This window comes from Xanthomonas sp. 3075, from assembly GCF_014197275.1.
GTDB lineage: Bacteria > Pseudomonadota > Gammaproteobacteria > Xanthomonadales > Xanthomonadaceae > Xanthomonas > Xanthomonas campestris_B.
Window position 1 is genome coordinate 1 of sequence record NZ_JACIFI010000020.1, and the last position, 13,456, is coordinate 13,456.

The following is a 13,456-nucleotide window of genomic DNA, read 5'->3' on the forward strand; positions in this document are numbered from 1 at the left end:
CACGGTGGCCCACGTCGGCTCTCGACACCTAAACTGCCAGAATCCGAACAGATAAGGCTCTTACGCGGCATCCATGCCGCGTAAGGTCCCGCGACTGTGAGCGGACAAGGACCAGTCAAAATGGTCGGTATGCGCAGTTACAAGCAGGGCATGGCGTGCGTTGTTCAAATAACGCTGCGTCCGATCAATTCCCGGCGCTGGCCGAGCAACAGGCAGGCTTGCAACCTGCAAACGCTCGTCTGCCCGCCGTAAGCCGAGCAATAGGCCTTCAAGAAAGCAGCTGATCAACTGTCAGGCGCGGTGCCCTCGCCGCTTGCGGGACCGTGTGGCGGCATGGATGCCGCCACCGAGCCCCCAGGGAGGGGTTCACGGCGTGTCCCGCAAGCGGTGAGGGCACCGCGCCCCCGACCGACGAAGCGTTTCACCTGGGCCTCTGACTGCATCCGACAAGAGCCGGCTAACAAAACATATTGCGTTCACTGCCTGACGCGCGCTCTTTATATTCTGTCAGCCATTCGCCACCCGGGCGTGGCAGCAACACACCCTGCTACGCTGCACCTGACCATGATCCGTTGGGGCAGTAGAATAGGTGCATGAATGCGACCACCGCCCCCCTGCCCTATAGCGCCGACCGTCTGCACGAGCTGGCGCAGTTGCTGATCGGCAATATCCGCGAGCTGGCCCAGGCCGGCTGGACGCCCGCCACCAGCAGCAATTTCTCCCATCGCCTGGACGAACAGCACGCCGCGATCACCGTCTCCGGACGCGACAAGGGCCGCCTGGTCGAAGAAGACATCATGGTGGTGGACTTCGATGGCCAGGCCGTCGGCCGCCCGCTGCGCCCGTCCGCCGAAACCCTCCTGCACACCCAGCTGTATCGCCGCTTTCCGGAGATCGGCTGCGTGCTGCATACGCATTCGCCGGTGCAGACGATTGCTTCCCGTCTGTATGCAGGCAGCGGCGTGATCCGTCTGGAAGGCTACGAACTGCTCAAGGCCTTCGAAGGCAATACCACCCACGAAACCGCAGTGGACGTGCCGGTGTTCGCCAACACCCAGGACATGCAGGTGCTGGCCGCGCAGGTCGACGCCTTGCTGGACAAACAGAGCATGTGGGGGTATCTCATCGAAGGACACGGCCTGTATGCCTGGGGCCGCAACATGGCCGAGGCACGCCGCCACCTGGAGGCCTTCGAATTCCTGCTGCATTGCGAACTCGAGCTGCTGAAACTGCGCGGCCAGCGCTGAGTGTCGTCCGTCCCCCATTCGTGAGCCAGACCGCCATGAGCCGACTGCGTATCTTTGCCGACACCAACCCGACCACCCCGGAATTCGACAGCCGCGACGGCGATGCGATCGCCGCCGAGTTGGTCAAGATCGGCGTCACCTTCGAGCGCTGGCATGCCAGCCAGCCGGTCGAACCCGGCGCCACGCCCGAACAGGTGATGGCCGCCTACCGCGCCGATATCGACCGCATCAGTAGCGAACGCGGCTTCAAGACCGTGGACGTGGTGAGCATCGCCCCGGATAACCCCAAGCGCGAAGAAATGCGCGCCAAGTTCCTGGACGAGCATTTCCACAAGGAAGACGAAGTACGCTTCTTCGTCGCCGGCTCAGGCCTGTTCACGCTGCACGTGGACGCCAAGGTCTATGAGATCGAGTGCGTCAAGGACGACCTGATCGCGGTGCCCGACGGCACCTTGCACTGGTTCGACATGGGGCCGGAGCCGCATTTTGTGGCGATCCGTTTCTTCACCGAGCCGGACGGCTGGGTCGGACATTTCACCGGCACCGAAATCGCCAAACAATTCCCCCGCTACGCCCCCGAGACACCTCACAAGGCCAGCTGACGATGACACGACCGCAAGCGATCCTCACCGATATCGAAGGTACGACCAGCAGCATCTCATTCGTCAAGGACGTGCTGTTTCCGTATGCACGCCGTGCCATGCCCGCCTACGTGCGCGAGCATGGCAACCACCCGCAGGTGCGTCACTGGCTCAACCAGGTGGCCGACGAGATCGGCGAGGACGTGCCGGACGAGGTGCTGATCAGCACGCTGCAGACCTGGATCGACGAGGACCGCAAGCACACCGCACTCAAGGCCTTGCAAGGGCTGATCTGGGGCGACGGCTACAAGACCGCCGACTTCACCGCGCACATCTATGCCGATGCGGCGATCCAGCTGCAGGCCTGGCACGCGCAGGGCATTCCGCTGTACGTGTATTCGTCCGGCTCGGTGCCGGCACAGAAGCTGTTCTTCGCGCATAGCGATGCGGGCGATCTGAGCGGCTTGATCACCGACTGGTTCGATACCGAGGTCGGCCCCAAGCGCGAGAGCGCCAGTTATCGCCGCATTATCGAACGCATCGGCGTGGCTGCAACGGAGATCCTGTTCTTGTCGGACGTGATCGAAGAACTCGATGCCGCCAAACGCACAGGCATGCGCACCGCACTGCTGGATCGCCGCGAAGACTATCCAACGCCGCGCTCGGCCGAGGACGTGGGCAACCACCAGCGCGTGGAAAGTTTTTCGCAGCTGGTGTTTTGAGCCGGCAGTTGCGGTGAGACATCGGCTGCCGCGGTGCGGCGGCCGGTGAGGTTGCAAGAACCACGTGTGTCATGTGTTGGACGTAAGACCTGCAGGCCCTTGGACCGACGCTTCATGTAGCGGATGGCCCTTATGCGACGACCGATTGCCGTCGCATGAGGGCACATCCTGCAAGCAGCGCAGCGGTGTCCACGCCACTGAAGCGAGCTCGCCTGGCGCACACGGTTTGCCAGCGTATGCATGAATCAGTGGGCTAACTGGATCGCCAGTTCATGCATCTGCCAGCGGGTTGGAAGACGATGCGCAGCGTCCTGCAGGTCTGGACCGTGCGTACTGGTCTACGCACCGTCCCTGCCGGCGTGAGCAGTCGGCTTATCTGCCTGAGGGCAACTGCAGTCGCGTGATGGCAAACCTTGATCGGCCGCTCCACACCTTCCCATTCCACGCATCATCGAGGCACCGGCGTTGTCCCCATCGCTCCACTCACGCTTTGCGTCGCATGCGTTGATACGCCGGATGCTGGTGCTGCTCGCCATGGTCTTGCTGGTTGCCGGCTGTCATCCCGATGCGGGCGCGGCGTTGCCGGCGCAGAACGCCGATGACGCAGCGCAGGTGGACCCGGTCGACCAAGCCGCACTGAAGAACGCGCTGGCCGCCCTGCAGCCGCAGCGCCCCGGCGTCACCGATTTGTATGTGGTCGGCTTTGCCGGCGATGCCAGCGACGACGTGTTTCGCAACGAAACGCTGTACCTCAAGCAATTGTTCGAACAGCGCTTCGATGCGCGCGGCCGCGTGGTCACACTGGTCAACAACCCGGACAATCTGGGCGAGCAACCGTACGCACCGCTGGCGACTTACGACAATCTCTACGACACGCTCGCTGCGATCGGCAAGCGCATGGATCGCAAGGAAGATGCGCTGCTGCTGTTCGTCACCACCCACGGCACCGAAGACCACACGCTGTACGTGCAGGTGGATCAGAACGAAGAGGATTTCATCAGCCCGCAGGATCTGCGCAAGGCGCTGGACGATGCCGGCATCGACAACCGCATCATCGTGCTGTCGGCCTGCTATTCGGGCGGCTTCATTCCGGCGCTGCGCTCGCCGGACACGCTGATCCTGACTGCAGCACGTGCCGATCGGCCATCGTTCGGCTGCGGCAACACCTCCAACGCGACCTACTTCGGCCAGGCCTGGCTGATCGATGCGATGAACCAGAGCGATGACCCGTTGGCCGCGTTCGACATCGCAAAGACCGCGATCACCGCGCGCGAAAAGCAGGACGGCGAATTACCGTCGTTACCGCAGCAATCGCTGGGCAAACGCATCGCGCCGGTGCTGGCGCGCTGGCGTGCCGGGCTGCGCGCAGGGCCGGCGGTTGCCTATCCGTATCCGCCGCTGGAGGTTGCTCCGCAAGCCGGGCAGGAGCTCGATCAAGACGCCGATCCTGATCCGAAGTCACTGGATAGCCCAGCCAACTCCAAGGTGCCGGCCGCTCCCACCACGCTGCGCAAATCGTCACCGGCCCCTGCACCATCGACACGATGATCGCTGTAACGCGCTGAGACTAATTCTCATTTCGTCAACGCTTGTGCGGCCTCGCTACACTCGTCCGGCCAGCCAGCTCACGCCAGCCAGCATCGATCCCCGCCAGCGCGCCATCGCCTGCCAGCCCGGATCCCAAAACGCCTCCCTCGTGGAGGCGTTTGTGTTTGCGTCAATCGTCTTCTGTATCGCATCCGAGGCCGACCCGGCAGCCAAGCCGGCGGCCCGACACGCAAGGCCGCTTGGACACGCCACGTGGCCACCCCATGCGGTGCAGTGGTTGTTTCAGTGGAACCAAGCGCCAACCGCGCGCGTCTGCATCAAGGATCTGCACGCTGCAGGCGATACGCGGTGCGTGCGCTGTATTGCCCGGTCGGCAGGGTCGCGCGCACTTCCAGGCTGTGCTCGCCCACCGCCAGGTTGGTCGGCAACGCGCTACGCCACAGATGCGTGGACGGCGTGGCCTCGGGCGAGCGGTCGTAACCGCGCAGTTGCTCTGCCGCATCGTCGCGCATGTTTTCAGCCAACACACGCGGGTCGGCACGCTCCACCCGCTTCATCGGCTGCCAGTCGCCATTGTCGATACGCAGCTCGACAACGGTGTCGTCCTGGCCCATGAAGACATTGGCGTAGATGCCCCACGCCGCATAGGCGCCCTGGCGCAGCACCTTGGGCGCCTGCAGCAGCAATTGCGCGTCGTCGGCCGCGCGTGCGGCGTGGTACGCCAGCCTGTAGTCGCCACTGGGCGCGGCCTGCAGCACCGCGTAACCGTTGGGGGTGCCGTCGCTCATCGTGGCGGTGGGAATGCCGTCGGCGTCCTTGGCACCCGACCAGAACGCGCCGCAAGCCGCGCCCACGTTGTATTCGTGCAACGGACGTGCGCCGTGCCAGCCTTCGTCGGCGCCGTGATACACCTGTCGCTGGGTGTGACTGTGCCCGCTGAGCACCAGCACATGCGGAAAATCCTTCAGCAGTGCAAACAAGCGGCTGCGATCGGCATGCCGGAAGGTCTCCTGCCCCGGGGCCGCATCGAACAACGGGATATGCATGCCCAGCACCAGCAGGCGTTCGCGCGGCAACTGCGCCAGATACGCTTGCAGAAACACGAACTGATCCTCACGCAGGCCGCCGACATAGGCCGGCTTGCCGCCTGGCGTGTAGATCACATCGTCCAGAAACACGAAGCTGGCGTTGGCTTCTTCCACCGCATAGGTGTCCGGGCCGTAGACCGCGCGCCAGCTGTCGAGCGAATGCGCATCGTCGCCGGCATCGAAATTCAGATCGTGGTTGCCGGGCACATGGAACCACGGCACGCCCAGCTGCGTAGTGACCTTGTTCAAGGCCGGATACAGGCTCAGGTCGTCGCTGACGATATCGCCCAGCGTGGTGCCCAGCGTTGCCGAGGTCTTGCCGACGATCGGCGCGACAATGTCGCGCTGGTAGTAACCCACGTCGACGAGGCTGGCAGTCTGGCTGTCGGCGAACACCAGCATCTGGAAGCCGTCGGCGGCAGCACCTGCGCGCGGGGTCAGTGCGAAATCCCAGTTGTGCGTATTGCGTCCGGTGGCGGCGATGCCGGGGTACTTGCGCTTGGCCGAGCCGTTGGGCGCGTAGTGACGCCAGAACCCCGGCAGTCCGTCGGCGGTTGGCACAAAGCTGCGGTCGCCTGGTTTGATCACGAACACCGTCTGCCCGTCGCGTATCGGCAAGCGGTAGCGGCCTTGCGCGTCGGTGCGCACCAGCTGCTCGCCGTTGGAGACGGTCACCTCGCCAATGCCTGGCTCATCGACGCCGCGCCCGGCGCGTCCGTCGCGCTCTTCGTAAACGATGCCATCGACGATGGCGTCGCGCGCGTGCGCCGTGCCTGCGACAAAGCCCAGAGTCAACAAAACGAAGCGGAGCTGCATGTAGTTTCCGGCACGAAGATCAGCGGAAATTGTACCTGCCGACGCCATGCACACGCTGCAGGACTGGACACCGGACGCGACAGACACAGCGCACCGGCAAATCATCCGAGCACGGCTGACACTTGCTGCGCGCATCGACAGGCGGACGCGGCAGATCTTAGGAATTGATCTGTCCCGCCCGTGCATCCCGCTGCTTACGCGCCGCCCGCCTCCACCTGACACGTACGCACTGCTTTATTGGTCGCTCTCAAAAGCGCCCGCTAGCGCGACGGCGCGTTGTCGATAACGCGTCGTCGCGCTCAACAGCGCGCCCAGCAAAGCGCGCTACGTGTGCCGCGACTCCAGCAACGCCACCGCATCAGTCAGGCCCAGACCGCGTGCGCGCAGCAGCACGATCAGGTGATACAGCAGATCGGCCGATTCGCCGAGCAACTCGGCATCGCCCTGCACCACGCCGGCCAATGCGGTTTCCACGCCCTCTTCGCCCACTTTCTGCGCGATGCGGCGGATGCCTTGTTCGAACAGTTTGGTGGTGTAACTGCCATGCGGCCGCTCTTGTTCGCGTGTGGCGATCAGGGCATCCAGGCTGCCGAGAAACTGGCCAGGCGCGGTCGGAAAACAACTGGTGCGACCAAGATGACAGGTCGGCCCGTGCGGGCGTGCCTGCACCAACAACGTGTCGGCATCGCAGTCGGCTTCGATCGACACCACGCGCAGCACGTTGCCCGAACTCTCGCCCTTGGTCCACAGGCGCTGCTTGCTACGGCTGAAGAAGGTGACGTCGCCGCGCTGCTGCGTAACGGCCAGGGCTTCGGCGTTCATGTACCCCAGCATCAGCACGCGCAGGTTGTCGGCGTCCTGCACGATGACCGGCAACAAGCCGTCGCCCTTGCTCCAGTCCAGCGCTGTCAGCGCGTCGTCGGTTGCCACGGTGTCACTGCCCATCACGCACCTCGATCTGTTGCGCACGCAAAAATTGCTTGAGTTCAGGAATCGGAATCGCGCCACTGTGAAACACGCTGGCAGCCAAGGCGCCATCCACATCGGCCTGGTCGAACACATCGGCGAAGTGCTGCATCTCGCCTGCACCGCCGGAAGCGATCAACGGCACGCGACACAGCGCACGCACCTGGCGCAACTGCGCGATATCGTAGCCACGCCGTACGCCGTCGTTGTCCATGCAATTGAGTACGATCTCACCGGCGCCCAGGCGCTGCGCGTCGGCCACCCAATCCAGCGTGCGCATCGGCAACGCCTGGGTCTTGCTGGGGTCGCCGGTGTAGCGCCGCACCCGCCACTGGCCGTCTTCTTCGCGAATGGAATCGATGCCGACCACCACGCATTGCACACCGAATGCGTCGGCCAGTTCGGAAATCAACTGCGGGCGGCCGAGCGCCGGCGAGTTGATCGAAATCTTGTCGGCACCGGCGTGCAGCACCGCACGCGCCGTTTCGACATCGCGAATGCCACCGGCCACGCAGAACGGAATGTCGATCAACCGCGCCACGCGCTCGACCCAGGTGTAATCCACCGAGCGCCCTTCCGGGCTGGCGCCGATGTCGTAGAACACCAGCTCATCGGCACCTTGCGCGCGATAACGCAGCGCCAGTTCGACGATATCGCCCATGTCGATGTGGTCGCGGAACTTGACGCCCTTGACCACGCGCCCATCGCGCACGTCCAGGCACGGAATGATGCGACGGCTCAACATGCCAATGCGTCCTTGAGATCCAGATGACCTTCGAGCAAGGCCTTGCCCAGCACGATGCCGGCGCAGCCCGATGCCTTGGCCGCGGCAACGTCGGCAAGATTGCGTGCACCGCCGGAGACCTGTACCTGCAACTGCGGCGTGAGTGCGCGCAAATGCGCGTACAGGTCCATATTCGGCCCGGACAGCATGCCATCGCGTGCGATGTCGGTGCACAGCAGATGTTGCAGACCGGCCTGCGCATAGCGCACCGCCAATTGGTCCAGGGTGGCTTCGGCCGCTTCGGTCCAGCCATGCACCGGCAATTGCCATACGCCGTCGGCGTCTTGGCGCGTGTCCAGCGCAATGGTCAGGCGATCCGCACCGAATTCCTGCAACCATGCCACGACGGTGTCGCTCTCACGCACCGCCAGCGAGCCGATCACCACGCGCGCCGCACCTGCGTCGAGGAGACGTGCCACATCTTCGCGCGAACGCACGCCGCCGCCGGTCTGCACCTGCAAGCCGGTGGCGCGCGCGATCGCGCCCAGCGTGCTGGCCAGGGTATAGCCACCGGCCTTGGCCGCATCCAGATCCACCAGATGCATCCACCGCGCGCCCGCATCGGCAAACGCCTGCGCACGCGGCAGCACATCGTCGCCATACTGGGTTTCGCGCGCGTAATCGCCCTGCAGCAAGCGCACCACGCGGCCGTTGCGGAGATCCAGCGCCGGGTAGACAGTAAAACTCATGGGAAGCTCATCTCAAGAAAATTGCGCAGGATGCGGGCACCGGTCTCGGCAGAACGCTCGGGGTGGAACTGTGCACCGCAACGCAGGCCTTGCTGCACCACTGCAGTGAACAAGCCGCCGTGATCGCAGGCGGCCACCGTGTCCGGCGTGACGGGCGCGGCGTACCCATGGACGAAATAGGCACTGGCGCGCTCGGGCAGGCCAGCCAGCAATGCCGATTCACGCATCGGCACCAATTGGTTCCAGCCCATATGCGGCACGCGGATGCCCAGCGCCGGCGTCATGTGGCGCACCACGCCCGGCAACAGGCCAAGACAGTCCACATCGCCTTCTTCGGAGCGCTCGAACAGCAGCTGCATACCCAGGCAGATGCCGATCAACGGCACCTGCAACTGGCGCAGCGGCTCGATCAACCCCTGAGCGCGCAGTCGCTTCATCGCTTCCGGTGCGGCGCCCACGCCGGGCAGGATCACCCGATCGGCGCCCTGCAAACCGGCCGCATCGCGCACCAGCCGTGCCTCGATGCCGAGCCGCTCCAAGGCGTAGCGCACCGAGCCCAGGTTGGCGCCACCGGCGTCGATCAGCGCAAGGTCGGTCATAGCGCGCCCTTGGTCGACGGCAGCGCCGTGCCTTCGCGACGGATCGCCTGCCGCAAGGCGCGTGCAAGCGCCTTGAAGCACGCCTCGACCTTGTGGTGATCGTTCTCGCCACGCACGCTCAAATGCAGGTTCAAACCGGAGGCATCGCAGATGGAGCGGAAGAAATGCGGTACCAGCTCGGTCGGCATATCGCCCACGCGTTCGCGCTTGAACTCGCCATCGAACACAAAATAGGGCCGGCCACTGAAATCCAGCGCCGCGCTGGCGATGGTTTCATCCATCGGCAGGGTAAACCCGTGTTGCGCGCCCTCGCCCGCCGCCAACCACGGGCTTTCGACCGGATCGAACCCGTAGCGGCCGATGCCACGCTTGTTGCCCAGGGCTTCGCGCAGTGCCTGGCCCAGCGCCAGGCCGGTGTCTTCGATGGTGTGGTGCTCATCGATATGCAGGTCGCCGTCGGCGCGGATATCCAGCGCAAAGCCGCCATGCTTACCAATCTGCTCCAGCATGTGATCGAAGAACGGCAGGCCGGTAGCGGTCTGCGGCTCGGCGACGCGATCCAGGTCCAGCTCGACGCGGATCTTGGTTTCCTTGGTATTGCGCTGAACCACCGCACGCCGCGGCGCATCGGCCAGTTCGTGCGCGATGCCCGGCCAATCCCATTCGCCGCCAAATTCATCGGTGCGTAGCTGGAAGCCGCGGATGTTGAGGTTCTGCGCAAACTGGATGTCGGTCAGGCGGTCGCCCACCATTGCCGAGCGCGCCCAGTCGATGTTGCGATCCTGCAGGTAAGGCACCATCAGGCCAACACCCGGCTTACGCGTGGGCGCATTGTCGGCCGGCCAGCTGCAGTCGATCAGCACTTCGCGGAACTCGATGCCCTGGCTTGCGAAGATCTGCAGCATCAGGTTGTTGGGGCCATCGAAGGCGGCCCGCGGATAGCGCTCGCTGCCCAGACCGTCCTGATTGGTGACGATGACGAACTGATAGCCGGCATCGCGCAGCTTGAGCATCGCCGGAATCACGTTGTCGACAAAGCGCAGCTTTTCGTAGGCGTCGATCTGGTAATCGGCCGGCTCGGTGATCAGCGTGCCGTCGCGATCGACGAAAAGAATCGGGGTCATGCGGCCTCCTGCTTGCGCTGCAGCGCGCCGAGCACGCGTCGGTTCTGTTCGATCGTGCCCAGGGTGATGCGCAATGCATCGGACAGGCGCGGCACCGCGCGTTGATCGCGCACCACCACGCCGGCTTCCAGCAGCGCCTGAAATGCAGCCTCGGCGTCGTCGAAACGCACCAGCAGGAAGTTGCCTTGCGAGGGATACGCCTGACGCACACCGGCCAGTTGTTCGAGCGCGGTGTGTAGGCGCTCACGCTCGCTGCGCACCTCGGCAATCCGCCGGCGCGTGACGTCCAGTGCCGGCGCCGACAAGGCCTGCTCGGCCATCGCCGCGCACGGCGTGGGCACCGGATACGGGGCCTGGCAGCGCCGCAACAACGCGATCAATTCTGCATGCGCGATCAGGCTGCCGATGCGTGCTGCGGCAAGCGCATGCGCTTTCGACAAGGTGCGCAGCACGGCAAGATTGTCGTAGCGGCCCAGCAGCGCAACGGCAGACGGCACATCCGAAAATTCGCCATAGGCTTCGTCGACAACCACCAGCGCCTTGCCCTGCAATGCCTGCAATGCAACTTCGATGTCCTGCAACGAAATCGCCGACCCCGCCGGGTTGGACGGCGAGCACAGGAACACCAGCTTCGCCTTCGAGGTCAGTGCCGCCTCGACGATGGCGGCGATGTCTGCATGGAATCCATCACTGCCATCGACCAAGGGCACCTCGACCAGCGGCGCATTCTGCAAGCGCGCGCACACCGCATACATCCCGAACACCGGCGGCGTCACCACCACCGCATCGCGCTCGGGCACGCACAGGCCGCGCACCAGCAGGTCGATCGCCTCGTCGCTGCCGCGCCCGATCAGCAGTTGCTCGGGCGCGCAGCCATACAACTCGGCCAGCGCCACGCGCAGCCCTTTGGGTTGCGGATCGGGGTAGCGTCGCGTGCTGCCATTGGGATCGGCCGGGTTGCCCCAGGCCGACTCGTTGGCGTTGAGCCACACATCGCCCTGCAAGGCGCTGGTGCGCGCAGACGAATAGCCGGCGAAGGCGCGCAGGTCCTCACGCACAAGATCCAGAATCGATGCGGTACTCATGCCGCCACTCCCATGCGCAGCGCCACCGCATTGGCATGCGCATCCAGGCCTTCGGCGCGCGCAAGGATCAACGCGCACTCGCCGATGCCGGCGATACCGGCCTTGCTCGCCGCCTGCACGCTTACCATGTTCTGGAAGCTGGTCACGCTCACGCCGCTATACGCGCGCGCCGCGCCACTGGTCGGTAACACGTGGTTGGTGCCGCTGCAGTAATCGCCCAGTGCCTCGGGCGTGTAGTCGCCGAGAAAGACCGAGCCGGCCGCTTCCACCTGGTTCAACCATGCGCGCGGTTCGCGCAGCGCCAGAATCAAATGCTCGGGGGCATAACGGTTGCTGATCGCAAATGCCTCGTCCAGCGATTGCACCTTGATCAGCCGCGACTGCGCCAGCGCCTGGCGCGCGATGTCGGCGCGCGAGAGTTGCGCCAGCTGGGCATTCAGTTCCACCTGCACTGCCGCGATCAGCGCATCGCTGTCGGACAACAGCAATACCTGCGAATCCGGGCCGTGCTCTGCTTGCGATAAAAGATCGGCAGCCACGAAAGCCGGCTGCGCGCCGGCATCGGCAATGACCAACACTTCGGACGGACCGGCCGGCATATCGATCGCTGCCGCCCCCGATTGCGCCACCTGCTGCTTGGCTTCGGTGACGTAGCTATTGCCCGGCCCGAACAACTTGTCGCAGCTCGGCACCGATTCGGTGCCATAGGCCATCGCGGCGATCGCCTGCGCACCACCAAGCTTGAACACGCGGCGCACGCCGGTGAGCTGCGCGGCCACCAGCACCGCTGGATCCACGCTGCCATCCTTGCGCGGCGGCGTGCACAGCACGACCTCGCGGCAGCCGGCCAAACGCGCGGGAACGCCGAGCATCAACGCAGTCGACGGCAACGGCGCGCTGCCGGCCGGTACGTACAGCCCCACCCGGCCGATCGGCCGCACGATCTTTTCGCAGACCACACCGGGCGCGGTTTCCACCGCATAGCCCTCGCTCATGCCGGCGCGGTGGAAGGTGTCGATGCGCGCGACGGCGTCCTGCATCGCCTGGCGCAGTTCCGGGGCCACGGCCGCTTCGGCGGCGGCGAATTCGGCCTCGCTCACTGCAAAAGTCTCCAGCGACACGCCATCGAAACGTGCGGTGATTTCGCGCAACGCCGCATCGCCACTGGCGCGCACATCGGCGATCAAGCTGGCGACCGCCTCGCGCGTCTGCGTGGCCACGGTCTGCGCCGGGCGGGTCAACGCCTGGCTGCGCGCAGCGGCGTCCAGTTGCGACCAATCGAGAATATTCATGCCAGCGAGCGCTCCACCGTCAACACCATCAAGCCTTGCGCACCTGCGCGTTCGAGTTCTTCCAGCCGTTGCCAGGTCACCGCGCCGTGGCACATGGTCTGCAATCGCAGCGCGCCGTTGCCATCGTCGGGCAGCTGCACCAGCGGGTCGGCATCGGGCAGCAGGCGGCGCAGCGCATCCACGTTGCCGTGTTCGGCGCGGAACATCAGCAGTTTGCTGTCGCGCAGCTTGAGCACCCCGTCCATGCGCCGCAGCAGCATCGCCAGCAGGCCGGCGCGCGCATCGGCCGGCTCGCGCACCGCGCCGGCCAGCACGGCTTCGCTTTCCATCACCAGTTCCACCGGCTTGAGCTGGTTGGCCGCCAACGTGGCGCCGCTGGAGACCAGGTCGCAGATCAGATCGGCGGTGCCCAGGCGCGGTGCGATTTCCACCGAACCGGAGAGCTCCACCACCGCCGCGTCGACGCCCTGCCGTTCCAGCCAGTCGGCCAGGATCGCCGGATAGCTGGTGGCGATGCGCTTGCCCGCCAACTGCGCCACGCCCTGCCAGTCCCATTCTTCCGGCACTGCCAGCATCAGCCGGCACTGGCCGAAACCGACCCCGCGCACGGCGTGGTACGCGGCCGGCAAGCCAGCGCGACGCCGCGCCGATGCCTGCTCGTCCAGCTCGTTCTGGCCCACGATGCCCAGGTCGCAGACGCCATCGGCGATCAGGCCGGGGATGTCGTCGTCGCGCACCAGCAGCAGGTCCACCGGCAGCGATTCGCCATAGCAGAACAATTTGTCGCGGCTCTGCCGCCAGCTCAGCCCGCAGGCAGCCAGCAAGCTACGCGCCGGTTCGGCCAGGCGGCCGTTTTTCTGGATGGCAATACGCAACCGGTCACGTGCCGGCGCTGCCGTGGAAGCACTCATCTTG

13 protein-coding genes are annotated in these 13,456 nt (G+C 65.2%); 4 read left to right on the plus strand and 9 right to left on the minus strand.

Going from position 1 to position 13,456, the window contains the following annotated elements; all coding sequences use genetic code 11:
• Positions 1-593: 593 nt before the first annotated feature.
• From GGR62_RS16610 to GGR62_RS16625, 4 genes are all read left to right on the plus strand, one after another.
• Complete coding sequence (locus tag GGR62_RS16610) at positions 594-1,247, plus strand: methylthioribulose 1-phosphate dehydratase (RefSeq protein WP_184408959.1); 654 nt, start codon at positions 594-596, stop codon at positions 1,245-1,247.
• Between the two features lie 35 nt (positions 1,248-1,282).
• Entirely contained in the window at positions 1,283-1,849 is a 567-nt protein-coding gene (locus GGR62_RS16615) for an acireductone dioxygenase (protein WP_184408960.1), read from the plus strand.
• Between the two features lie 2 nt (positions 1,850-1,851).
• Positions 1,852-2,550, plus strand: a complete 699-nt coding sequence (mtnC, locus tag GGR62_RS16620; RefSeq protein WP_184408961.1) for an acireductone synthase — start codon at positions 1,852-1,854, stop codon at positions 2,548-2,550.
• Between the two features lie 516 nt (positions 2,551-3,066).
• Positions 3,067-4,098 carry a C13 family peptidase gene (locus GGR62_RS16625; RefSeq protein WP_184408962.1) on the plus strand — a complete coding sequence of 344 codons (1,032 nt, stop codon included), beginning with the start codon at positions 3,067-3,069 and terminating at the stop codon, positions 4,096-4,098.
• A 317-nt stretch (positions 4,099-4,415) separates the two neighbouring features.
• Here the strand turns inward: GGR62_RS16625 and GGR62_RS16630 are convergent, their stop codons facing one another.
• The 9 genes from GGR62_RS16630 to hisG form a co-directional block, all read right to left on the minus strand.
• Positions 4,416-6,002 carry a calcineurin-like phosphoesterase family protein gene (locus GGR62_RS16630; protein ID WP_184408963.1) on the minus strand — a complete coding sequence of 529 codons (1,587 nt, stop codon included), beginning with the start codon at positions 6,000-6,002 and terminating at the stop codon, positions 4,416-4,418.
• A gap of 324 nt (positions 6,003-6,326) precedes the next feature.
• Positions 6,327-6,947: a bifunctional phosphoribosyl-AMP cyclohydrolase/phosphoribosyl-ATP diphosphatase HisIE gene (gene hisIE / locus GGR62_RS16635; protein WP_184408964.1), complete on the minus strand. Its 621-nt coding sequence runs from the start codon at positions 6,945-6,947 to the stop codon at positions 6,327-6,329.
• Entirely contained in the window at positions 6,937-7,713 is a 777-nt protein-coding gene (gene hisF / locus GGR62_RS16640) for an imidazole glycerol phosphate synthase subunit HisF (protein ID WP_184408965.1), read from the minus strand. Before hisF ends, hisIE begins: the two co-directional genes overlap by 11 nt.
• Positions 7,707-8,441 carry a 1-(5-phosphoribosyl)-5-[(5-phosphoribosylamino)methylideneamino]imidazole-4-carboxamide isomerase gene (hisA, locus tag GGR62_RS16645; protein ID WP_184408966.1) on the minus strand — a complete coding sequence of 245 codons (735 nt, stop codon included), beginning with the start codon at positions 8,439-8,441 and terminating at the stop codon, positions 7,707-7,709. Before hisA ends, hisF begins: the two co-directional genes overlap by 7 nt.
• Complete coding sequence (gene hisH, locus GGR62_RS16650; protein WP_184408967.1) at positions 8,438-9,040, minus strand: imidazole glycerol phosphate synthase subunit HisH; 603 nt, start codon at positions 9,038-9,040, stop codon at positions 8,438-8,440. The genes hisA and hisH overlap by 4 nt, the downstream gene beginning before the upstream one ends.
• Complete coding sequence (gene hisB, locus GGR62_RS16655; RefSeq protein ID WP_184408968.1) at positions 9,037-10,164, minus strand: bifunctional histidinol-phosphatase/imidazoleglycerol-phosphate dehydratase HisB; 1,128 nt, start codon at positions 10,162-10,164, stop codon at positions 9,037-9,039. The genes hisH and hisB overlap by 4 nt, the downstream gene beginning before the upstream one ends.
• The gene (gene hisC / locus GGR62_RS16660) at positions 10,161-11,249 is read right to left on the minus strand and encodes a histidinol-phosphate transaminase (protein WP_184408969.1); all 1,089 of its coding nucleotides are present in this window, start codon (positions 11,247-11,249) and stop codon (positions 10,161-10,163) included. Before hisC ends, hisB begins: the two co-directional genes overlap by 4 nt.
• Positions 11,246-12,541: a histidinol dehydrogenase gene (gene hisD / locus GGR62_RS16665; protein ID WP_184408970.1), complete on the minus strand. Its 1,296-nt coding sequence runs from the start codon at positions 12,539-12,541 to the stop codon at positions 11,246-11,248. The genes hisC and hisD overlap by 4 nt, the downstream gene beginning before the upstream one ends.
• A complete protein-coding gene (gene hisG, locus GGR62_RS16670; RefSeq protein WP_184408971.1) occupies positions 12,538-13,452 on the minus strand; it encodes an ATP phosphoribosyltransferase in 915 nt (304 codons plus the stop codon). Before hisG ends, hisD begins: the two co-directional genes overlap by 4 nt.
• Positions 13,453-13,456 lie beyond the last annotated feature (4 nt).

What these genes read in the sequence shown, in the direction of transcription:
- GGR62_RS16630 (WP_184408963.1), bottom strand. Translation starts at nt 6,002, where the DNA reads ATGCAGCTCCGCTTCGTTTTGTTGACTCTGGGCTTTGTCGCAGGCACG.
- hisIE (WP_184408964.1), bottom strand. Translation starts at nt 6,947, where the DNA reads ATGGGCAGTGACACCGTGGCAACCGACGACGCGCTGACAGCGCTGGAC.
- hisH (WP_184408967.1), bottom strand. Translation starts at nt 9,040, where the DNA reads ATGACCGACCTTGCGCTGATCGACGCCGGTGGCGCCAACCTGGGCTCG.
- mtnC (WP_184408961.1), top strand. Translation starts at nt 1,852, where the DNA reads ATGACACGACCGCAAGCGATCCTCACCGATATCGAAGGTACGACCAGC.
- GGR62_RS16610 (WP_184408959.1), top strand. Translation starts at nt 594, where the DNA reads ATGAATGCGACCACCGCCCCCCTGCCCTATAGCGCCGACCGTCTGCAC.
- GGR62_RS16615 (WP_184408960.1), top strand. Translation starts at nt 1,283, where the DNA reads ATGAGCCGACTGCGTATCTTTGCCGACACCAACCCGACCACCCCGGAA.
- hisC (WP_184408969.1), bottom strand. Translation starts at nt 11,249, where the DNA reads ATGAGTACCGCATCGATTCTGGATCTTGTGCGTGAGGACCTGCGCGCC.
- GGR62_RS16625 (WP_184408962.1), top strand. Translation starts at nt 3,067, where the DNA reads ATGCTGGTGCTGCTCGCCATGGTCTTGCTGGTTGCCGGCTGTCATCCC.
- hisG (WP_184408971.1), bottom strand. Translation starts at nt 13,452, where the DNA reads ATGAGTGCTTCCACGGCAGCGCCGGCACGTGACCGGTTGCGTATTGCC.
- hisA (WP_184408966.1), bottom strand. Translation starts at nt 8,441, where the DNA reads ATGAGTTTTACTGTCTACCCGGCGCTGGATCTCCGCAACGGCCGCGTG.
- hisD (WP_184408970.1), bottom strand. Translation starts at nt 12,541, where the DNA reads ATGAATATTCTCGATTGGTCGCAACTGGACGCCGCTGCGCGCAGCCAG.
- hisF (WP_184408965.1), bottom strand. Translation starts at nt 7,713, where the DNA reads ATGTTGAGCCGTCGCATCATTCCGTGCCTGGACGTGCGCGATGGGCGC.
- hisB (WP_184408968.1), bottom strand. Translation starts at nt 10,164, where the DNA reads ATGACCCCGATTCTTTTCGTCGATCGCGACGGCACGCTGATCACCGAG.